This is a genomic window from Blautia sp. HCP3S3_C4 (assembly GCF_052064095.1).
Classification (GTDB): domain Bacteria; phylum Bacillota; class Clostridia; order Lachnospirales; family Lachnospiraceae; genus Blautia_A.
Window position 1 is genome coordinate 115,535 of the sequence record NZ_JBQHWF010000007.1, and the last position, 22,715, is coordinate 138,249.

Annotated in this window: 15 protein-coding genes and 1 tRNA gene; 2 read left to right on the forward strand and 14 right to left on the reverse strand. The window is 42.5% G+C overall.

Annotated features, from left to right (window positions below; genetic code table 11):
- Positions 1-16: 16 nt before the first annotated feature.
- From ACTNC6_RS08420 to ACTNC6_RS08430, 3 genes are all read right to left on the reverse strand, one after another.
- Positions 17-913 carry an undecaprenyl-diphosphate phosphatase gene (locus tag ACTNC6_RS08420; protein WP_441033970.1) on the reverse strand — a complete coding sequence of 299 codons (897 nt, stop codon included), beginning with the start codon at positions 911-913 and terminating at the stop codon, positions 17-19.
- Between the two features lie 83 nt (positions 914-996).
- Positions 997-4,212 (reverse strand): carbamoyl-phosphate synthase large subunit, encoded by a 3,216-nt coding sequence (gene carB / locus ACTNC6_RS08425; RefSeq protein ID WP_441033972.1) that lies wholly within the window; start codon positions 4,210-4,212, stop codon positions 997-999.
- Positions 4,212-5,288 (reverse strand): carbamoyl phosphate synthase small subunit, encoded by a 1,077-nt coding sequence (locus tag ACTNC6_RS08430; RefSeq protein WP_186994156.1) that lies wholly within the window; start codon positions 5,286-5,288, stop codon positions 4,212-4,214. The genes carB and ACTNC6_RS08430 overlap by 1 nt, the downstream gene beginning before the upstream one ends.
- Positions 5,289-5,690: 402 nt before the next feature.
- On the opposite strand from ACTNC6_RS08430, the gene ACTNC6_RS08435 reads away from it, so the two are divergent.
- Positions 5,691-5,774: transfer RNA gene (locus ACTNC6_RS08435), tRNA-Leu, on the forward strand.
- Positions 5,775-5,928: 154 nt separating this feature from the next.
- Here the strand turns inward: ACTNC6_RS08435 and ACTNC6_RS08440 are convergent.
- From ACTNC6_RS08440 to ACTNC6_RS08485, 10 genes are all read right to left on the reverse strand, one after another.
- On the reverse strand, positions 5,929-7,068 hold the full coding sequence (locus tag ACTNC6_RS08440) for a hypothetical protein (RefSeq protein ID WP_441033975.1): 1,140 nt from the start codon (positions 7,066-7,068) through the stop codon (positions 5,929-5,931).
- A 54-nt stretch (positions 7,069-7,122) separates the two neighbouring features.
- Entirely contained in the window at positions 7,123-8,607 is a 1,485-nt protein-coding gene (locus tag ACTNC6_RS08445; RefSeq protein WP_441043845.1) for a hypothetical protein, read from the reverse strand.
- A gap of 265 nt (positions 8,608-8,872) precedes the next feature.
- Complete coding sequence (locus ACTNC6_RS08450; RefSeq protein WP_441043846.1) at positions 8,873-9,484, reverse strand: DUF7575 domain-containing protein; 612 nt, start codon at positions 9,482-9,484, stop codon at positions 8,873-8,875.
- A 62-nt stretch (positions 9,485-9,546) separates the two neighbouring features.
- Positions 9,547-10,947 carry an ATP-dependent Clp protease ATP-binding subunit ClpX gene (clpX, locus tag ACTNC6_RS08455; RefSeq protein WP_441043847.1) on the reverse strand — a complete coding sequence of 467 codons (1,401 nt, stop codon included), beginning with the start codon at positions 10,945-10,947 and terminating at the stop codon, positions 9,547-9,549.
- 190 nt (positions 10,948-11,137) lie between these two features.
- Complete coding sequence (locus ACTNC6_RS08460; RefSeq protein WP_441043848.1) at positions 11,138-12,556, reverse strand: S1C family serine protease; 1,419 nt, start codon at positions 12,554-12,556, stop codon at positions 11,138-11,140.
- A 146-nt stretch (positions 12,557-12,702) separates the two neighbouring features.
- Positions 12,703-13,626: a glycosyltransferase family 2 protein gene (locus tag ACTNC6_RS08465; RefSeq protein ID WP_441043849.1), complete on the reverse strand. Its 924-nt coding sequence runs from the start codon at positions 13,624-13,626 to the stop codon at positions 12,703-12,705.
- A 75-nt stretch (positions 13,627-13,701) separates the two neighbouring features.
- Positions 13,702-15,132 (reverse strand): LCP family glycopolymer transferase, encoded by a 1,431-nt coding sequence (locus ACTNC6_RS08470; RefSeq protein WP_441043850.1) that lies wholly within the window; start codon positions 15,130-15,132, stop codon positions 13,702-13,704.
- Positions 15,133-15,151: 19 nt separating this feature from the next.
- The gene (locus ACTNC6_RS08475; RefSeq protein WP_441043851.1) at positions 15,152-16,555 is read right to left on the reverse strand and encodes an undecaprenyl-phosphate glucose phosphotransferase; all 1,404 of its coding nucleotides are present in this window, start codon (positions 16,553-16,555) and stop codon (positions 15,152-15,154) included.
- A gap of 156 nt (positions 16,556-16,711) precedes the next feature.
- Positions 16,712-17,668 (reverse strand): glycosyltransferase family 2 protein, encoded by a 957-nt coding sequence (locus ACTNC6_RS08480; protein WP_441043852.1) that lies wholly within the window; start codon positions 17,666-17,668, stop codon positions 16,712-16,714.
- Complete coding sequence (locus tag ACTNC6_RS08485; RefSeq protein WP_441043853.1) at positions 17,634-19,556, reverse strand: glycosyltransferase family 2 protein; 1,923 nt, start codon at positions 19,554-19,556, stop codon at positions 17,634-17,636. The genes ACTNC6_RS08480 and ACTNC6_RS08485 overlap by 35 nt, the downstream gene beginning before the upstream one ends.
- A gap of 162 nt (positions 19,557-19,718) precedes the next feature.
- Here ACTNC6_RS08485 and ACTNC6_RS08490 point away from each other — a divergent pair, with 162 nt between their 5' ends.
- The gene (locus ACTNC6_RS08490; RefSeq protein WP_441033995.1) at positions 19,719-20,996 is read left to right on the forward strand and encodes a D-alanyl-D-alanine carboxypeptidase family protein; all 1,278 of its coding nucleotides are present in this window, start codon (positions 19,719-19,721) and stop codon (positions 20,994-20,996) included.
- Positions 20,997-21,251: 255 nt separating this feature from the next.
- Here the strand turns inward: ACTNC6_RS08490 and ACTNC6_RS08495 are convergent, their stop codons facing one another.
- Complete coding sequence (locus ACTNC6_RS08495; RefSeq protein WP_441043854.1) at positions 21,252-22,709, reverse strand: hypothetical protein; 1,458 nt, start codon at positions 22,707-22,709, stop codon at positions 21,252-21,254.
- Positions 22,710-22,715: the final 6 nt, after the last annotated feature.

Here is a 22,715-nt window from a genome sequence, read left to right on the forward strand (position 1 = left end):
TTATTAGATATTAGAGTTACGCGATTAAATTTTTACCCATAAAATATCCCAGTACCAGGATACCCAGTACAATTCTGTACCATCCAAATACTTTGAAATCATGTTTCTTGATATATCCCATCAGGAATTTGATTGCAATAACAGAAACAACAAATGCCACAACCATTCCCACAATCAGGATCATCAATTCTGTTCCTGTGAAAGAAAATCCAAATTTAAGAAGTTTCAGGAGACTGGCACCAAACATTACAGGAATTCCCAGGAAAAAAGTAAATTCTGCAGCTACTGTACGGGAAGTACCTGCAAGAATACCTCCAATAATGGTAGAACCAGAACGGGAGGTTCCCGGAATAACAGATAATACCTGAAACAGTCCAATAATAAATGCCGTCTTAAAGGATAATTTATCCAGACTGGTACAGGTTGGCTTTCTTCTTTTATTATAGTTCTCAATAACAATAAAAAGTATTCCATAGAAGATCAAAGCAATTGCAACTACCACATAATTGTTGAATTTCTCTTCAATCACATCATTAAATGGCAGTCCTATGAGAATTGTAGGAATACAGGCCACTATAATCTTAAACCACAGTACCCATTTATCCTTGTCACAAAATTTCTCCACAAAGGTAAGAATTCCTCTGGATACTGTCGGCTGGCGATCCAGAATTGCCTGTTTTTTTGCGGAGACAGGCCTTATATAAAACGGCCACAGTTTATTCCAGTAAAGAACTACTACTGCCAAAATTGCTCCCAGCTGGATCACTACAAAAAACAGATTCTTAAATTCCTCTGTTACATTCAGCTTCAGAAACTCATCCACAAGGATCATATGTCCTGTACTGCTGATGGGAAGCCACTCTGTGATTCCCTCCACAATACCAAGGAAAATAACCTTCAACATTTCAAGCATATATTTGACTTCCTTTCTTATTCTCTTATTCAAAGAAATGACCGCCTCTCCCCTATGTGAAAAGCGGTCATTGTTTTTTCATATTATCTTCTTGCAATCGTAGCAATATCGATCAGAGATAATTTGTTCAGATCTGTATTCTCAAGGCTGGTTGCCAGTGCCTCTGCTGTATCCAGAGAAGTCAGGACATTCACACCTGTTTCGATCGCATTACGTCTGATCACAAATCCGTCTTTCTGATGCTCAACTCCCTGAGGCGGAGTATCAATAACAACATCAATCTTATGTCCAAGAATAAGATCCATAAGGTTTGGTGACGGCTGTTCCAGTTTATTGGTACGGATCACTTTAATTCCATTCTCTTTCAGAACTTTTGCAGTTCCCAGAGTTGCATAGATTCTGTAACCAAGGGCTTCAAATCTTCTTGCAATCGGAATAATATCTTCTTTATCCTCATCCTTTACAGTGATGATCATATTTTTATGCTTCGGAAGGCGGATTCCTGCTCCCAGAAATGCTTTGTACAGTGCTTCATTAAAGCTTTCTGCAATACCAAGACATTCACCTGTGGATTTCATCTCCGGTCCAAGGCTGATATCAGCGCCACGGATCTTCTCAAAGGAGAATACCGGCATCTTAATTGCAAAATATTTTGCCTCAGGCTGAAGACCAGGCTCATATCCCATATCCTTCAGCTTATGTCCCAGAATAACTCTGGTAGCAAGAGGAACGATCGGAATACCAGTTACCTTGCTGATGTATGGCACTGTACGGCTGGAACGAGGGTTAACCTCGATTACATACACTTCATCACCGCATACAATAAACTGGATATTGATCATACCGATTACATGAAGAGCCTGTGCCAGACGATTGGTATAGTCTGCAATGGTTTCTTTTGCCTTTTCACTGATCGTCTGAGCCGGATATACGGAAATACTGTCTCCTGAGTGGATACCTGCACGTTCAATATGTTCCATGATACCAGGAATCAGGATCTGCTCACCATCGCATACAGCATCAACTTCAATTTCCTTACCCATCAGGTATTTATCCACCAGAATCGGATGCTCCTGTGCAATCTGGTTGATAATTCCGATATATTCTTCTACATCCTCATCACTGACTGCAATTCTCATTCCCTGGCCACCAAGTACATAAGAAGGACGAACCAGTACCGGATATCCCAGCTCTCCGGCAGCTTTCTTAGCTTCCTCAGCAGTAAATACAGTGTGTCCCTTTGGTCTTGGAATCTGGCATTTTTCCAGGATCGCATCAAAGAGCTCACGGTCTTCCGCTGCATCTACATTTTCTGCAGATGTTCCCAGAATCTTCACACCCATCTTAATCAAAGCTTCCGTCAGTTTAATGGCAGTCTGTCCACCAAACTGAACCACTGCTCCATCAGGCTTCTCAACATTTACTACATTCTCAACATCTTCCGGAGTCAGAGGCTCGAAATACAGCTTATCTGCAATATCAAAGTCAGTACTTACTGTCTCAGGGTTATTGTTGATGATAATTGTCTCATATCCTTCCTTGGCAAATGCCCATGTACAATGTACAGAGCAGAAGTCAAACTCAATACCCTGACCAATACGGATAGGACCGGAACCAAGTACCAGGATTTTTTTCTTATCCGGTGTTGCTGCAGCTTCGTTCTCTGTCTGCTCATCACCGTATACGGAATAATAATATGGTGTCTCTGCTGCAAACTCTGCTGCACAGGTATCAACCATCTTATAAGCTGCTTTAATTCCCCATTCCTGACGGAGTGCTTTTACCTCTGCCTCGGTCTTTCCGGCAAGGTCTGCAATGATATAATCAGGGAATTCCATACGTTTTGCTTCCAGAAGAAGCTCTTTTGTAAGCTCCTGGCTCTTCAGTGCCTGCTCCATCTCTACCAGGATCGCAATCTTATCAATAAACCACCGGTCAATCTTGGTAATATTATGCAGCTCTTCCTGAGGCATATTTCTGCGGATAGCCTCTGCAATCTTCCAGATTCTGCGGTCATCCACAACCTTCAGCTCTGACAGCAGTTCATCATCTGTCAGCTCAGAGAAATCATAGGACATCAGGCTGTCCACATGCTGTTCCAGAGACCGGATTGCCTTCATCAGGGCACCTTCAAAGTTATGGCAGATACTCATAACCTCACCGGTAGCCTTCATCTGAGTGGTAAGAGTTCTCTTTGCTGTAATAAATTTATCAAAAGGAAGACGTGGAATCTTAACTACACAGTAGTCCAGCATCGGCTCAAAGCTTGCGTAGGTTTTGCCGGTAATGGCATTTGGAATCTCATCCAGAGTATATCCCAGCGCAATCTTGGCAGCAACCTTGGCAATAGGATAACCGGTAGCTTTACTAGCCAGCGCAGAGGAACGGCTTACTCGAGGATTAACCTCAATTACACAATATTCAAAGCTTTCCGGATGAAGGGCATACTGTACATTACATCCACCTGTGATTCCCAGTTCTGTAATAATATTTAATGCAGATGTACGAAGCATCTGATACTCTTTATCTCCCAGAGTCTGAGAAGGTGCTACTACGATGGAGTCACCGGTATGCACGCCTACAGGGTCAATATTTTCCATATTGCAGACTGTGATGCAGTTACCTGCACTGTCACGCATTACCTCATATTCAATTTCTTTCCATCCGGAAATACAACGCTCTACCAGAACCTCACCTACACGGGAAAGACGAAGTCCGTTTTCCAGAATTTCACGAAGCTCTGCTTCATTGTAGGCAATACCGCCACCGCTTCCGCCAAGTGTGTAGGCAGGGCGGAGAACTACAGGATAGCCGATGGAATTAGTGAAAGCCAGTCCATCTTCTACTGTGGTAACAACCTTGGAAGCAGCAACCGGTTCTCCGATTTTCTCCATAGTGTCCTTAAATTCCTGACGGTCCTCGGCCTTCTTAATAGTCTCAGCAGTGGTACCGATCAGTCTTACATTATGTTCTTTTAAGAAGCCTTTCTCATCCAGCTCCATGGCAAGATTCAGTCCTGCCTGTCCTCCCAGTGTAGGAAGTACACTGTCAGGCTTTTCCTTCAGGATCAGCTGCTCTACTACTTCTACTGTCAGAGGCTCAATATATACTCTGTCAGCAATATCCTTGTCTGTCATGATGGTGGCAGGGTTAGAATTAAGAAGAACTACCTCCAGACCTTCTTCCTTCAGAGAACGGCAGGCCTGTGTTCCTGCATAGTCAAACTCTGCAGCCTGGCCGATGATAATCGGGCCGGAACCAATTACAAGTACTTTTTTAATGTCTTTATTTCTTGGCATTATTTATTTCCTCCCATCATATCCATAAATCTGTCAAACAGGTAGCTGGAATCCTGCGGTCCCGGGCAGGCTTCCGGATGGAACTGCACTGTGAAAATGTTCTTTCCTTCATATGCCATTCCTTCATTGGTGCCATCATTAACATTGATAAATGCAGGCTTCGCAATATTTTTTGCCTCCAGGTCCTCAGCGTCTACTACATATCCGTGGTTCTGAGAGGAAATATAAACTCTTCCTGTTGTCAGATCCTTTACCGGATGATTTCCACCACGATGGCCATATTTCATCTTATGTGTATCTCCGCCTGTTGCCAGTGCCATCAGCTGATGTCCAAGGCAGATTGCAAAAATCGGAACCTCAGAATCATAAAGTTTCTTAATTTCCCCAATAATGGAAGTACATTCCTTAGGATCTCCAGGGCCGTTACTTAACATGATTCCGTCCGGTGAATCCTTTAAGATTTCCTCAGCCGGTGTAAGGGCCGGATAAATGGTTACCTGGCATCCTCTCTCATTTAAGGAACGTGCAATGTTTCTCTTTGCACCCAGATCCAGCAGAGCTACTTTTGGACCATTACCTTTTAATACTTCCTTTTCACGGCAGGTTACCTTTTCAACTACCTTACCTGTTGTATATGCTTTTAACTGGGGAATAATTGTATTTAAGTCGTAATTCTCATTGACAGTGATCATGCCATTCATGGTACCTTTTTCTCTGAGGATCTTTGTCAATGCTCTGGTATCAATTCCGGCAATACCTGGAATATCATGTTTACTTAAGAAATGCTGAATGGTATCCACACTACGGAAGTTGCTGGGGATACGGGATAATTCACGGACAATAAAACCATCAACCCATGGTTTTCTGGATTCCTGGTCATCATAGCAGATACCATAATTTCCAATTAATGGATATGTCATACATACTGCCTGTCCTGCATAGGAAGGGTCTGTCATTACTTCCAGATATCCGGTCATGGAAGTATTAAAAACGATCTCGCTGATCACGTCTCTCGTGGAACCAATGCTTGTACCAGTAAAAACATGGCCATCTTCTAATATCAGAAATGCTTTCATACAATCTCCCTTTCTTATCAATCTATTTTACTGAATGGTTACAAACTGATGCAACCCTAAATCTTCAAGATTGTATCACAAGAAAGTGGTTATTTCAACCTCCTATGACATAAAATTTTCTTTTTTCGCCCAAAACTTTCCCTGAACAAAATGAAGACCAGTCAAATGTCTCTTGTCTCTGACATTATATTTTCATCTTATCATGCCAGACATATTTTTTCTATACTGATATTTACAATAAACAAAATATATTTATTCTATGTGAATTATTTTGTTTATTGTAGGTTTTTTTCGTATTCAAAAAAAAATTAAAAAAATTTAAAATTTATGCTTGACTTTTATGTATATATCGGTTATTATAAATGAGCAGTCGCAAGTGAGCGATTGATTCATAAGAGAAATGCAGAAGTGGCGGAATTGGCAGACGCGCAGGCTTCAGGTGCCTGTGGTAGCAATATCGTGTGGGTTCAAGTCCCATCTTCTGCATTATTTTTTTGTCTTTTTTAACCAACCTTATCATAACCGCAAAAAGGGAAGGCACGATTTATCAGAATCCGAAATAAATCATGCCTTCCCTTTTATTTTCTTTTTTATTTCCAAAGCTATCAGCCGTATGCATTGCCTCTGCCTGTTTTATCCGTTACTGCACCTGACTCATAATATAGTTATATATCTTCATGCAGGTCTCTCTGTCATAGTGCGTTCCATCAGCAGTCTTATACCCCTGCGTTGTCAGCCAGGAATACAGGTCTATAAAATCAGCTCCTGCAATCTGCGCTTTCATTTTTTTATTAAATGCTTTGATTGTCTTATTGTCCGCATATTCATCCGGTATTTCTACAGGTCCTACTGCCAGGATATGTACCCGAACTCCTTTTTGCTTCCACTGGGGAATCTTCTCATTAAGCAGGCTGATATAATTATCAATATTATCCAGGTCATTCACTCCCAGCCAGAAAAACAGATCCTCATTCCCCTGAATCTGTTCATCCACTGCTTTTACAGCAGTATCACGAAGCCATACATATCCCATACTTCCTTTACAGATCCATGCAACCTTATCGTCCCCTGTGAACTCCCGAAGCTCTTCAGTCCGGGAATCTCCCAGAATGATCACCGGTTTCAGTGCAGGCCTGCATGCCTTAACAGGCTCACTATAACCTGAATAAACCACTGCATCAGGATTTCTGCAATATGCACGGACACGATAATAATAATCCTGTTCTTCATTCAAGGTATTATCCCTGAAAGAAAGTACCCTATTTCCAGATGCAACTCCTACCCTTATATATTTTCCCTGCTCAGAATCAGCACGAAAAATCTGATATCCGTCTGCCGGCGAAACCCTACTCCAGGTAATCAATGCCTCTGTATCGCTGCTCCTTTTTACCTGGCTGACCGCAGGACTGGAAGGAGCAGTCTTAATTGTCAATACTTTTGACATTTTACTGTATATCACTTTTCCATTCTTCTTTGTGTAGGAACGGATTTTATATTTATATACCTTATTCTGTGAACCTTTTAGGATCAGCTGATTCTTTCCTGCAGGATAATTTCCCAGACTACGATATTTTTTATATAACTTATAATATAAAAATATCTGACATCCGGAGAATCCCTTTGCCTTATTCCACTGCAGAGTTACTGTATCCCCCTTTACCGTTCCCTTCAATACAGGGACTGCCGGTTGAGCCTGGGCAGCTATAGCACTTACAGTTCCTGACTGCAATATGAGAAGTATTGCAGTCAGAAATATCACCTTTTTCAGTATTTTCCTCAAGCAGCCTTCCTCCTTTCGGAAACATCCTCACAGTAAGTTCCTGTCAGCCATTCATTATTTAACTTTTACAGCCTTCACTCCGCTCCAGGAAGTGTATACCTTCTTGCCATTTACTACTTTATACGCTCTGGCTCTGAAATAATATGTTTTCTTACTTCCAAGACCAGTTTTTGTTACGCTCAAAGATTTTGTACCTTTTGTAACTGCAGAATTCATTTTATTTTTGGAAGTTCCATAATATACCTGATATCCGTCTGCTCCCTTTACCGCTGCCCATTTAACAGTTGCAGTTTTTGCCTTGGATGATTTCACGGAAATAGCCGGTCTGGTTGCTGCTGCCCTGGCTTTAACCTCTGCAGTTCCTGTCCATGGCTGTTCTACCTTATTCTTATCCTGCACCATAACAGTAGCAGTCAGTCTGTATGTATAAGTTGTTCCCGGAGTAACATTGCTGTCTGTGTAGCTGTCTCCAAATTCCGGATCATCCAGATCTCCTTTTCCCCAGGTTTTAATAGTCTGATAAGCCCCGTTTCCTGCCTTTCTCTCCAGTTTATAGCTTGCATCCTGAGAAGTGGAACCAATGTTCAGGCTGATCTCATCCCAGGAAGCAGAAGCAGAAACTTTTGCCTTTACCATTTTTATCTTACCACGCACTGCTGAATCACAACTAAATCTTTGAGGCTCGCGAACCCATTCAGGTGTAAAGTCAACAGATGAGGTCTGGCTGAGAGAATTTCCTTCAATGTACAGAGCAGCTACCTGATATCCGTCATTACCACCGGAAAGCTTTGTAATTTTGTTATTTGCCAGATTCAGGCTCAGTCCTGCAAAACCGGAACAGTTAAAAGATGTAAGAGCATTATAGCTTACATCAACCTCTGTAAGGCTCTTCAGATAATCACTGGAAATGTTAGAAAGTCCCAGATTTGCCTGAGATGCAAAATTATTGTGGCTGGCATTGATATAATCCAGTTTTTTCAGATATTTAATGTTCGGCATTGCGATTTTAGTCAGTTTATTATTAGAGCAAAGAACAGCTACCATTCCTGTACAGCGGCTAAGATTCAATGTTCCCTTTAAAGCATTATCGCTTACATTAATGCTTGTCAGTTTCGTATTCTTTGTCAGATTCACAGATGTAAGCTTATTCTTTGATGCATCCAGAGTAGTAAGGGAAGTAAAATACTCGATTCCCTTCAGATTGGAAATCCCAAGACCAGACACATTCAGTGTCTGCACTGCCTTGATCTCTGCATCTGAAAGCTTCTTATCCTTATTGGTATCCAGATGATCCAGCACATAGCTGTAAAACTTTTTATCCGGAAAATTAGTAGTATTCACTGCAATTGTGGAAGCAGCCTCTGCAGCATCAGAACTAAACTCCTCACTTTCCTCTGCTACCGGAGTCTCATCCTCACTTACAGATGTCTCAACAGCTGAATCACTGAAGTCAGCCGCACTGACCCCTATTCCTGATGTCAGTACCGTTGCACTGATCACGCTTGCCATTAATAACTGGTATAATTTTCTGTTTTTCATCTTATTCTCTCCTGTCTTTTCAGAATTATTGTTTTTTCACGGCTGTGTGCCGGACCGTTACATTCATCGCAGTTACAATCTGTCTCTGATACGATATAACCTTATCACTTTTCTCTGCCTATTGCAACATTTTTTTAATTATAATGTAAAATTTTTACAAATCTTTAAAATATATTTTTCTTAATACAGGTGTAAACGAGAACTAAGTATCCAAATTTTATTTGGTTTCTCAGTTCTCTTTGTATTTCTTACAACCTTATATTAATTATACTTCTGTTTTCTCCACAGCTTCCTCTGTTTTTTCCTCCACAGACTGTTCCTTCTGGAATTTTGCATTTTCCGGATTCTCCGGCTCTTCTGCTTTTGCACTCCCCTGGGCAGCTTCTGTCTCTGCTTCCGCCTCTGCAGGCTCACCTTTCTCATCTGTCTCCTCTTCGGATGCTTCCACAGGCTCTTCCACAGGATCCTCTACAGATTCTGTAGGTTCCGGTGTTGGACAGGGCGTTCCACAATATGGACAAAAGCTTACAGAAAGATCTACTTCCCTCTCACAGGAAGGACAGATTTTCTTTCCTCTGAGATTAGCCGCACTGTCCTTAAACTCTCTGATCTTCAGAAAATGCTGATCAATTTCCTGGCAGATTACACTGAGTTCACCGTCAATGCCTTCTCCTTCAGCATGTCTCTTGTAGATGATGTCTCCCAGATCTGCTTTCAATTTTTCGATTGTCCGCTCTTCACCGGAAATTTTTCCGCGGATTTTCTGAGTCTCAATAGTCTGCTCTGCGCGGGCTCCCAGCTCTTTTGTTGTTTTTCCAAGCTCCTTTGTTGTTTTTGAAAATGTTTTTACGATACCGTCCAAAAAATCTGTTCCCATAATACCGGCTCCTTTCTAAAATATAAAATATATGGTTTTCTTAACTGTTCTGCATTTTACAGTTATCGTTTTTCAATCCGCTCCTGCCCTCTGAGCTGAACTTTCGGACCTCCATTGCCTTCAATATATTCCCTTGTGATCACAACCTCTCCGATATTGTCGTCTTTTGGAATCTCATACATAATATCCAGCATATATTCCTCCAGAATCGCGCGCAGGGCTCTGGCTCCTGTATCCTTTTCCAGTGCCCTCGCAGCTATGGCATGAAGGGCCCCTTCCTCGAATTCCAGTTTTACCTCGTCCAATGCCAGAAGCTTCTGATACTGCTTCAGTATTGCGTTCTTTGGCTCCTTCAATATCTTGACCAGCATATCCTCAGACAGCCCGTCCAAAGTAAAGATGATCGGCAGACGTCCGATAAACTCAGGAATCATTCCGAAGCTTCGGATATCCTCCACTGTAACCTTCTGCAGAAGGTGAGGATCATGATCATATTTATCCTTCAGATCTGCATAAAATCCAATAGATGCCTGTTTGTTCAGTCTCTCTTTAATAATATTCTCCAGATCCGGAAAAGCTCCCCCACAGATAAAAAGAATATTTCTGGTATTTACCGTCACAAGAGGCACCATGGCATTCTTGCTGTTGGCACCAACCGGAACCTCTACCTCACTGCCTTCCAGAAGCTTCAGCATTCCCTGCTGCACTGCTTCTCCACTGACATCACGCTGATTGGTATTTTTTTTCTTGGCAATCTTGTCAATTTCATCAATAAAGATAATTCCATGCTCTGCCCTTTCCACATCATTATCTGCAGCAGCCAGAAGCTTGGATACTACACTCTCTATATCATCTCCGATATAGCCAGCCTCTGTAAGAGAAGTTGCATCAGCAATGGCAAGAGGTACGTCCAGAAGCTTTGCAAGAGTTTTTACCAGATAAGTCTTTCCGCAGCCGGTAGGTCCGATCATAAGCATATTGGATTTCTCAATTTCAATCTCATCCATGGTATCCGTAGCTACTCTTTTATAATGATTGTAAACAGCTACTGACATTACTTTCTTGGCTTTCTCCTGTCCTATCACATACTGATCCAGTGTTTCTTTGATCTTATGTGGTGCAGGAATATTTTTCAGATCCAGAACCGGTTTTTCTGCCTTTTCTTCCTTCTTTTTCTTATGGATCTTTTTGGGCTGCTGTCCGGGATTCTGAAAACTTCTCAGATCGATCATACTCACATTAGGCATATTCATCAGATCCGCATAATTAAATTTTCCATCATTAAACTGCTGGTTCATGGAATTAAAGCTTTTCTGCATACAATCTGTACAGATATGTATATTATTCGGCAGTTCGATCATAGGTCCGGCTTTGCTCTCCGGCCTGCGGCAGAGAAAACAGAATTTCTCCTGTTTTTTCTCTTCCTGATCTATCACTTCGTCATCATTATAGTTATCAGCCATACTGACTCCCTTCCTCTCAACATTTCTATAAAAATTCGTAGATATAAAGTTAGGGGCAAAATGCCTTTTGACCCTAACATCATTATATAGAATTATATCATATTCCCCGCATATCTCAAAATTAAAGTTTTATAAAATCAGCAAAAAGAGATACCACTTTTCTCTGCAGTATCTCTTTCTTATAAGCAGATCAGCTGTTTTCTGATCTGGATCCTAAAGTAATCTCAACTGTGCTCTCCTGGTATTCCCCGTCAGTAGCTCTGGCCACCACTGCTTCTATCTTCTCGCCAGACTTATAATACTGAAGTTTTTCCAGAAGATCATCCCCGCTGGTCACACTCTGTCCATCAAATTTCACAATAATATCTCCCTTACAGATGCCACCTTTCTCAGCCGGTGATTTCTCCTCAACGCCTCTGACAAAAGCTCCCTCCGGCATATCATACATCTGCATGGCCTCTGTAGTAAGATTGGAAAGAACTACCCCCAGATAGCCTTTCTCTTCAGCGGAAACCATCTCCCTGGTCTGACGGTTCATCAGATCCTCAAGAATAGGCTTTGCCCTGGAAATGGGAATCGCATATCCCATTCCTTCCACTGTACTGTCTGCATATTTAGCAGAATTAATACCGATCAGTTCTCCCTTCATATTCAGAAGTGCCCCACCGCTGTTGCCGGGATTAATGGCTGCATCTGTCTGAATCAGTCCGGAACTGCTTGTACCATCCTCTGTGGAAATCGTTCTGTTCAGCGCGCTGATCCATCCGGAGGTTACTGACTGTCCATATCCCAGCGCATTGCCAATTGCCACTACCTGCTGACCTACTACCAGATCCTCTGAGCTTCCAATCTGTGCAATCTTGATCTCGCTCAGTGTATCCTCAGGAATATCTGCCTTCTTTACAGCGATCACTGCCAGATCATTGTCAGAATCTGTACCCTTGATTCTGGCGCTGACTGCATCCTCCAGATTCAGGTCGCCGGTATCATCGGCATTCTCAGTCTCCGTTTCCGCATTCATTACATCATTACCTATAAAACATACGCTTAAAGTAGATGCTCCGTCTACCACATGATTATTGGTAGCGATCAAAAGCTCCTCATCATTATCTCCTACGATAATCCCTGAACCGGTAGCTGCACTTTTGTACTGACGCGAACCATAGCCAAAGAAACTTGGTATTTCCTGTACGCTTACTGTAGTAATAGCCACTACCGAAGGCATAGATGCCTGGGCTACTGAAGCCACAGTCCCATTCCCGGACTCTGTATCAACCCCATTCTCCCCGTCAGAACCGTTATCTGTCACAGTTCCAGCCACACTCTGGGTTGTTTCAAGATGTGTACTTTTTTCATCAGTTTTCAGATATTTACCTGCTACAAAGCTTACCGATAGAAAAACGGCAGAAGCTACCAGCCCGAAAAGCACTGCCAGAGCCACTGTCGTCCCTGCCTTTTTTCCAAAAGAATCTGTTTCTTTTTTATTCCGGACAGGCGGCACCCTGTCAGACACAATTCCTGTCTCCTCATGGAACTGATAATGTTCATATCTTGGAGCCTGCTCCCCGGATGTCTGTTGATCTTCCCTCCGGTCTTCTTCATTATACATATTATCACCTGCTCCCTTCGCACCCGTTTATTCTGATATCAACAGATTGAAAGTCCTGTTCTGATATCCTGTTCTTTAGGAAACAGTATAGCAATGAATTGTGTTCAAAATGTGACAATAATCGTAAAATGACGTGAAGGAAAACCTTAGCCTTTTTTCCAGTAATAGGGGTTCATTGTACATGCAAGTACGATTTTTTTCGGAAGCTTATGGTATCTTTTTCCAAGAAAATATCCGGCATATTTAGCTCCGCTTTGCAGGATCAGCTGGGGGATCAGCCACACATGTCCGGTTTTTACCAGATATGCCATACTTCTTTTTACCAGGCGCAAGCCCTCTCCCTCAGAAGATACATCTGCAAAAATTTCCGGATGTTCTGCCTGTGAAACACCTAGGTCAAAATTGCGGTGAAACTGCTGGACACAGGAATAATTGTGAGAATGATAAACCCGGGCATCTGCTGCATAAGCAATAGAATAACCCTGCTTTACCATATTCCCTGCACAGATCATATCTTCATTAAAAATAGCTCTGTTTACAAAGCCTCCCACATCCTGATAAGCCGCTCTTTTATATGCTGCGCATACATTGGAGCAGAAATACGTCTTTATCCCATATTGTTTCACATCAGATAAGGTTTTTACCGATGAATATTCCGGATAATTAAAAGAGCGGGTGTAACGTTCCAGAAAACCACAGTCCGATTTGGGAAGCTGTCTGGCATAAGCCGCTCCTATTTTCTCATTCTGGTCCAGGGCTTTCAGCAGATTCCCAATCAGCTTATAATCCGCCGGAAGAGCATCCTGTGTCATAAACACCATAACCCGGGCATCTGACAGCTCTGCTGCCCGTCTTCTTGTACCACCATGATCAAAATCCTTCTGCTCCAGGTGGTGTACTTCCACCAGCTTACACTTCTCCCATTCCCGGTTCCAGTACTGCTCTCCTGTATTCATGACTACAATTCTGTCCGGAGGACATTCCTGCCTCTCCAGTCTTGTCAGCAATTCCATAAATTCTTTTCCCGGACGGTATGTGGGAATAATCACATCCACATTTCTGTTTTTCATATTTATCTCCGCTTTTTTTATTTGCAAAGGACCATCCTGTTGTTCGGATGGTCCTTTGTGTTCAGCATAATTCCATTATTCTTCGTTATCATCGTTTCCGGATTCAGCAGCTCCGTCAGAAAATCCACCGTCATCTCCGCCACCGTTATCATAATCTGAACCACTGTCATTATCATAATCCGAGCCGCCGCCATTATCGTAATCCGAATCACCGCCATTATCGTAATCCGAACCGCCGCCATTATCGTAATCCGAACCGCCGCCATTATCGTAATCCGAACCGCCGCCGTAATCATAATCTGTGCCGCCGCCATTATCATAATCTGTGCTTCCGCTATTATTATCATAATAGCTATTATCTGTGGAAGAACTATTTCCAGACCATACAAATGTATTATCGTCCGTATTAGCTGTATCATCCTGTGTGGTAGATGCTGCTTCATCCAGTTTTCCTTCTCCGCCTACAATCTCCAGAATCTTATTGCTTCTGTCAAGAACCTCCGAGGACGGTGTATAATCCTGGTCATTATAGAGGAATTTGTGAAGCTCTGTTACATTGCTTGCTAAATCAGTAGGAACAATGATACTTCCCTTAATATTTGAGAATTTGTACTTCGCCGGAAATCCGGTACTGTCAGAAAAATTATATCCAATCACTGTTGGAATCAGGCCAAGAATATCCTGCTTTGAAAGAGAGGTCTGTACCATAGGGAACACATCATCCATAATCTTGAAAATAGAGGTTAAACCTGCTATCTTAGCCTTATCAAAGAGCATTCCCAGAACTTTTCTCTGTCTTTCTGTACGTCCCATATCCAAGCTTGCAGTATAACGGATACGACAGTAAGAGGTAACCTGCACACCATTCAGGTGATAGGTGTCTACGATTGCCTCCAGATCCTCTGGCTCTGGCTCTGGCTTTTCCACCGGAGTATAGCTCCTACCTGTCAGCTTGGATGTCTCCTGACAATAGTTATTCATATGCACAATTTCAGCATAGGAAAGAGGAATGTCCAGTCCTCCCAGATCATCTACAACCTCTGCCAGGGCAGAGAAATCTGCTGTGGCATAATCGGAAATATCCAGATCCAGGTTGGTATTCAGCATGGCAATTGCCTGCTCCGGTCCTCCATATGCATAGGCGGCATTTGCTTTTGTATAGGTTCCGTCTCCCACATCCAGAAGTGTATCTCTGTAAATAGAGGCCATACGCACCTCACCGGTATCATTGTTTACACTAACAATGATCATGGTATCACTGTTCTGCGCAGACAGATTAGATCCCTCACCACGAGTATCAATTCCAAACAGTACATAAGTTTTGTACCCTGTCATTTTCGGAGCCTCCGGATTCACCGGAATCGTCTCACGCTTCAGCTCCGGCTGCTGGATCTTGTCCAGTCTGGAAGAAATCTGTCCGTAGACATACAGTCCGCCAATAAACAGCAGAAGTACAACAATTTCAAGCACAAACAGTACTTTTTTCTTTTTTCCTGGTTTAGCCATACTCTTCTTTCCCCTTATCTTAATATGCATTCTTATTTACAAATCCCTTAAAAAAGGTAAGAAAAATAATCTTTATATCAAAGCCTATACTCCAGTTCTCAATATAATAAAGATCGCATTCTATCCTTTTTCTGATGGATGTATCTCCACGATAGCCCTTTACCTGCGCCCATCCGGTAAGCCCCGGACGAACCTGATGTTTCACCATATACCTTGGGATTTCTTCTCTGAATTTCTCTACAAAAAACGGTCTCTCAGGTCTGGGACCTACCAGACTCATATCGCCCTTTAAAATATTGAAAAGCTGCGGAAGCTCATCAATACTGGTATGCCGCATAAACTTACCGATCCCGGTCACACGTGGATCATTCTTTACCGTCCACGCCTTCTTCTCCTCAGACTCAGGCTGTACTTCCATAGAACGGAATTTATACATCCGGAAATTCTGATTGTGAAGTCCTACCCTCTCCTGCTTGTAGATCAGAGGACCCGGAGAGGTCAGCTTGATCAACAGACACATCAGAAGCATGATCGGGGATGTCACAATAATCCCTACAATAGAACCCACAATATCCATAGCACGTTTCACCATCGCATTAAATGTATTGTTCAACGGCACATAACGAATATTAATCACCGGAAGTCCCAGTATGTCCTCAGTATAGGGCTTTGTAGGAATGATCTTATTATAATCCGGGATAAATTTTGTGTGTACTCCTGACTTTTCACACAATGCTACAATTTCCTCAAGCCGATAGTATTCACTCAGTCCCAATGTAATAGCAATCTCATCCAGGCGGTTCTCCGGCAGGATCACATTCAGATTTGCGATTCTCCCCAGCACCTTAATCCCCCGGTAGGCAGTCCCTGCCGGAACATTATCATCCAGAATTCCCCGGATCACATAACCCCACTGCGGGTTGGCCAGTACACGGTCAATATATTCCTCAGCAGCCCTACTGTATCCCACACAGATCATCTGTGTCTGGTTCATTCCCTTTTCACGCATATCTCTTAGAAGAGCAAAGATCAGCATACGGGTTCCCCACTGAAGGACAATATTGATCAGATAAAACATAATATATGTGGATCGGGAAAAATCTCCCTCATCAATCATATAAAATGTAAACATAAGAATCAAAAGTCCCAGGGAATTAGCCTTCACAATATTTGCCAGAACCAGCCTGCGTCCCTGCATCCGCATAGGCGTATACAGGGTAAAGGCCTGATACAAAAGCAGATAGACCGGTATGATAAAGATAAGCATCAGCATATACTGCTGAAAACTCCTTGTCCTTACCGCAGTTGCCGACATAGGACCCACAAAACGTATCATCCATGACAGAAAATATGAAAGTGCAAGCACAACGGCATCTATAAGCATATGGAGACGACTAAAATTCTTTTCATTGTCCTTTAACAATTCTTTGTCACCTCATTTTTATTGCCTGTAACTGCCCCATCACTCACAGAATTCTCTCTGACAAGCAGCTACTGTCGCATTTATATTATAATAGTTGATTTGTAAAAGCAACAAATTCTTCTTCCCAATTTTATAAAATTTTTATGAACTTTAAAATTATCCTCTCAGGCGTCGGAACATATTGATCCACAATTCCATCTGTATTTTCAGATAATGAGTCAGATTTTCCACTCGGAAAGCTACTTTTCTGTCACGCCTGCTGATCTGAAATCCATTCTTAATACCTGCCAGGTATTCCCTTCCAAATCCCTTCAGACCAAAAAACAGGATTTTGATCCCAAAGCCAATAACCAGGAAAGGCAGATTTAACACAATCTGCAGAAATGGCATATTTTTGTAGATTAAATACACATTATTTCTGGAGGAATAGCGGATTTTAAACTGATTGTATCTGGATCCACTGGTACCGCTGCCCACATGATATACCTTAGCCAAGGGAAAATACCAGTTCTCATAGCCATTGATCCTGGCCCTGTATCCAACATCCATATCCTCAAGATAAGCAAAATGTTCCTCGTCAAAGTATCCTATTTTTTCAAAAATATCCTTTCGGTAAATAGCCGCTCCCGCGCAGGAAGCAAAAATCTTCTCTTCTTTTTCATAGGTATGGATATTTTTACCCTTTCCTCTGGCAAAAGCCCAACCCAGGGCACAATAGTAATTGCCTGCGTCATCCAGTCTGTCCCTGTCATGAAACTGTATCATTCTGGCTGCCCCGGAGAAAGCTTTCGGATGCCTCCTGATTCCCTGAAGCATCTGCTCAATAAAATCCCGTGTAACCTCTATATCATTATTCAGAAGCAGCACATAAGGTGCTCTGGAGGCTTTAATCCCCTCATTCACAGCCTTACAGAATCCAAAATTCTCAGGAAACTCAATAAGACGCACCCAGGGATACGAAGCAGCCACAAAAGCACAGCTTCCATCACCGGAACCATTGTCTACCAGGATCACCTCAAAATTTTTTACAGTCTGACACTCCAGACCGGAAAGTACTCCATCCAGATAAGCCATCCCGTTATAATTGGGAATGATCACTGATATTTCCTGCATGATTTCCTCCTGCTTCTCTCTTTTTCTCATCATCCTTCCAACTCATTCCCGGAAGTGGTTTCAGAGAATAATTCCATTTTGTAAGGGAAAGGTTTTTATTATAATAAGGATCTCCGTTTTTCAGGATATCCAGCCAGTGACAGCGCATATATTCAATTTCAGTCTGAAAACGGCGCACTTTTTCTTCACTGTCCTCTGCTCCCCTTGTTTTTGATTCCATATGATAAAGCTCCGCATAGGGATCATATACGATGAGAAAATCTTCCTTTCGCACCTTCAGACACAGATCCACATCATTAAATGCCACAGCCAGCTCCTCTGTAAAACCGCCTGCTTTCTCAAATACTTTCTTCTTCATCATCATGCAGGCAGCAGTCACTGCACTCATATCCTGCAAAAGAGAGGCCTTATGCAGATAACCGGTACGGTCTGCCGGCATATCCACAAACATATGTCCGGCAATTCCTCCCATCCCTACCACACAGCCTGCATGCTGAATGGTATGATCCGGATAAATCAGTTTTGCTCCCACTGCTCCTACCTCCGGTCGCTGGCATACTCCCAGCATCTCCTCCATCCATGAAGGTAGGATTGTTTTTATATCATTATTCAAAAACAGCAGATACTCGCCCCTTGCATGAGATGCCCCGAAATTATTGATGGCAGAATAATTAAACGCCTTTGTCCACCGCAGAAGCCGGATCCGGGGATCCCTGGAAAGTTCTTTGTAATATTGAAAAATCTCTTCTGTAGTGCTGTTATTTTCCACAATAATGATTTCAAAATTCTGATAATCTGTATTACTTTTCAGAGATTCCATACAAGTCTGCAAAGTTTCTTTTTCATCTTTATTGGGGATGATCACCGATACCAACGGCTGCCCCTGAACCGGATATTGGACACGGTAAAATCCCAAATCCGGGGTATGGCTTACCACTCCCCTGACACCGGTTCTTTTCAGGTGTTCTTCAATGGCACGCTTTCCGGCTTCAAAGGCATACATCTTACTTGCTGGATTGTCTGCAGTAGATGCTTTATGGGTTCTCCAGTGATAGAGGATCTCCGGTACATGAACTACCTCCCTGGCAGCCTCTGTGCAACGGAAAATAAAATCATAATCCTGCGCTCCGTCAAATTCCCTGCGAAAACCTCCCGCCTGCTCCACCACACTTCTGCGAACCATAAAAAAATGGCAGATATAATTATTAGACCTTAAAAGATCCAGGTTAAAATCAGGTTTCAGGTGAGGCTGAAAATGCTCATCCAGCTTTGTGGTAACCTTATCCTCATCTGTATAAACAGCATCTGCCTCCGGATGTGTCTGTAGCGTCTGCACGATTTCATAAAGTGCATTGGGTGCCAGCAGATCATCATGATCCAGAAGCCCGAGAAATTCTCCCTTTGCCATGGCAAATGCTTTGTTTGTATTCTCTGCAATACCCAGATTTTCTTTCAGATTACAAAAACGCACCCTCTCATCCCGGGCTGCATACTCTGCCAGAATTCTCTGCATCTCTTCATTATCAGGACTTGCATTGGCAATGCAAAGTTCCCATACTCCATAGGTCTGTCCTGTTACAGAATCGATCATCTGTTTCAGGAATTCTGTGGGAGTCTGATAGGCAGGTACTATAATACTGATCAGCGGCTCATATTTAAATCTGTGAGTTCTCTGTCTGTCCAGTGTTTCCTCATCCGGAGCATAGGCCTGATACCATGGGGCATATGGCACTTCCTCCGGTTCAAATCTTTCATGAAGACGAATCCAGAATTCCTTTGGCCCATAATGCTTCAGATACCGAAAACCCTTTTGCACTGTGTAGGGAGAAAGTTTTTTCAAAACCCTCAGCCACTGGATTTTTCCCCCTGTAGATTGTTGTTTATTCATGTTTCAACCTCGATTTTTTGTCAATAAGATATTTTATTTTAACATTGTATGATATTTTTTGCAAGAAACCTGTAAAGTATGCTATACTATTATTCACAATTAGTTATTGAAAACGGAATGAACAGTAATAAAAACAAATATATAAACAGGAGTATTCTTATCATGAAAAAACATATACGCTTTACTGCTGCACTTCTGGCGCTGGGACTTTGCGTTTCCACTGCAGTCTCCCAGATTCCTGTATCTGCCACTGAGGAAACCACTGCAGATACATCAGCCCAGGTACAGACAGCTGATCCTTCCATTGTCACTACCAACGGTATTGCAGGATGGCCTCAGGCCACTGATATTTCTTCTACAGCGGCTGTTGTAATGGAAACCTCCACTAATACAGTTCTTTATTCAAAAAATTCAGACCAGGCACTTTATCCGGCCAGTGCAGTCAAGATCATGACCTGCCTGCTTGCCCTGGAAAACAGCAGTCTGGATGACCAGGTTACCATGACAGCCACCGGTGTATCCGGAGTTACAGACGGAGGTGTAAATATCTCAGCACAATTGGATGAGGTTTTTACCATGGAGCAATGTCTCTATGCCATTATGGTAGCATCTGCCAACGATATTGCCCTTCAGGTGGCTGAACATATAAGCGGATCTGTAGATGCCTTTGTAGCAGCAATGAATGCCCGGGCTCAGGAGCTCGGCTGTACCAATACCGTATTTACCAATCCTACCGGCCTTCCCGATGAGAATCAGCATATAACCGCCCATGATATGGCATTGATCATGGAGGCTGCCATGGCCAATGATACTTTCCGCACCATTGCCGCCACCACCTCCTACACCATCCCGGCCACAAACGTTTCCGGCGGTGACAGAGTCCTGACCAACAATTTTACAATGATCAATAATACCAGTGACGGCTATTATGAAGCCTGCATCGGAGGAAAAGAAGGATATACTCAGGCTTCCGGAAGTACTCTCGTATGTGAAGCTGCCAAAAATAATATGAAACTTGTATGTGTGGTATTAAACGGAGCTTCCGGCGCTACCGATGATGAGGCCATTGCACTTTTAAATTACGGTTTCGACAATTTTGCTCCCCTCACTCTCCCGGATGATGATTTCAACCGTCTCTCCGGAGGTACTGTAATCGTTCCAAACGGAGCTGCAGCAGATTCTCTTACTACAGAGGATACTGCCTCAGACGGACAGATCCAGCGCCAGTATTATTTCGGAGGTACCCCTGTGGGAACTGCTATTCTGGAGGATGTCCAGCAGGAAAAGGATACTGCCGGAGAAACCGGCACCAAAAACATGAAAGCAGCCCAGGAATTTTCTTCTTCCAGAACCTATGCTCCCTATTATATTATCGGAGCTATCGGAGCCGCATTCCTGCTCTTCTTCCTTTTCCTTATGATTCATGTGATCAAATCCTGATCTCAATCAGACGGACCTTCACAATTAAGGCAAAGGATTTACTTAATTCGGGTCAAGCGGATATTCGCAATCCGCTTCGCTACTTGCTCATAACCGAATAACTGCTCCGCAGTTTATTGCTTTTTGCAATTGAAGCAGGGGACTTGATTAATTCGGTTAAAAAAACGGAAATCACTGCATCAGGCAGTCATTTCCGTTTTTTATTTTATACAAACAATATTCTCTTCTGAATCTGTAAATCAACTGTTTCGTCCATTATCCGGCATAGTATGGCACTATAAGAAATGCCCAGCATGCATATGGAGAAATTACAAGTAACACTGTAACTACTCTGTATATCCAGCTTCTTACTTTTTCATTTTTCACAACTTTTGTCAGAATACGATTCCAGCCCAGGGTAACAAAATACATCAGCGGATATAAGGCAGGCATAAGATATCTTCCCTGTGCCTGATTATCATTATAATAAACATAATACATAAACAAAATCACAGGAATGATGATCAAAAGTACCATCAGAATATGGAATATGCCTTCTGCATTCCACTTTTTAGATATTACTTTTGTCTTAATCTTCCAGATATCGTCTGCCACATTTTTTTTCTGAACAATAAATCTACTCTTTTTCAGACCGAACGTGCCTCTCACCAGAAAAATGCCTACAACACCAACTGCAAACAGTGCTATATACATTTTACTGACCATATAAGGCATATAAATCCCCATAAGTCCGAATGTACCGATAAAGCTCACACATACTGTGAGAGCCCAGTTGTGATACCAGCCGGGATCCTGATAAAAAATAATGTCCAGCCAGTTCCAGTTTAATTTCTCAGGTGTAGGGTAACAGGACGGTCTGTAATCCTTATGGGCATATTTCTCAGCACAGGCCGTACAGGCCTTTCTTCCCAGAAAATCCCCGTCATATAAAATCCCATTGCGCACAAACCACCAGCCACAAAGTGCAACTGTCACACCTGCAATTGCCACACCTCTGCCAAAGAGAAAGCGAACTCTCTGCGTAAGCGGTTCTTCCCTGCACAGCAGAACCGTTAAGCAAAAAAGGAAAAAGCTGCATAATATCCAACCGTATGCATTGTAATAAGACAATGCACATAATGCCATTCCAACTGCAAGAATCATACAGTTTTTCCATGTCCAGTCCTCTCTCAAATAGGAAGCCCATACATACAAAATCAACGCAGCGGACATTAAAGCCAGTGAATCTGTATTTACATAGGTTCCAAGAAAGATTGCCTGGGGCATAAAGCCTGCCAGTGCCGTAAACATCCATCTTACTTCTCTGGAAAATTTTTCTCTGGGAAATAATTTTCCGGATGCTTTTATCAGAAAATATACCGCACAAGTCACGAACAGAACATCTGCCATACGCGCTGCACGGAACAATGCAATTCCCGAAGCTCCAAAAATGGATGCAACACCCATAAAAGCAGCTGAAATCATATAAGACAGAATGGGATAATAGGCATAGGAAATCCCCCAGGTTGCATTTCGGATCGCTGGATCATCTCCTCTGGGAAGTGCTCCATGATTGGAATAAATATAATCTGCCACAAGATATCTCATCTCTTCATCCGGTCCTGCGTTAAAGGGCTGAGACATTGCCCATGCTGTAAGCAGTATAAAGGCAAGCAAAACCCAAATCATAGTTATCTTTTTTTCATTCATTTCTGATTCTTTTTTCTTTAACATATCTTC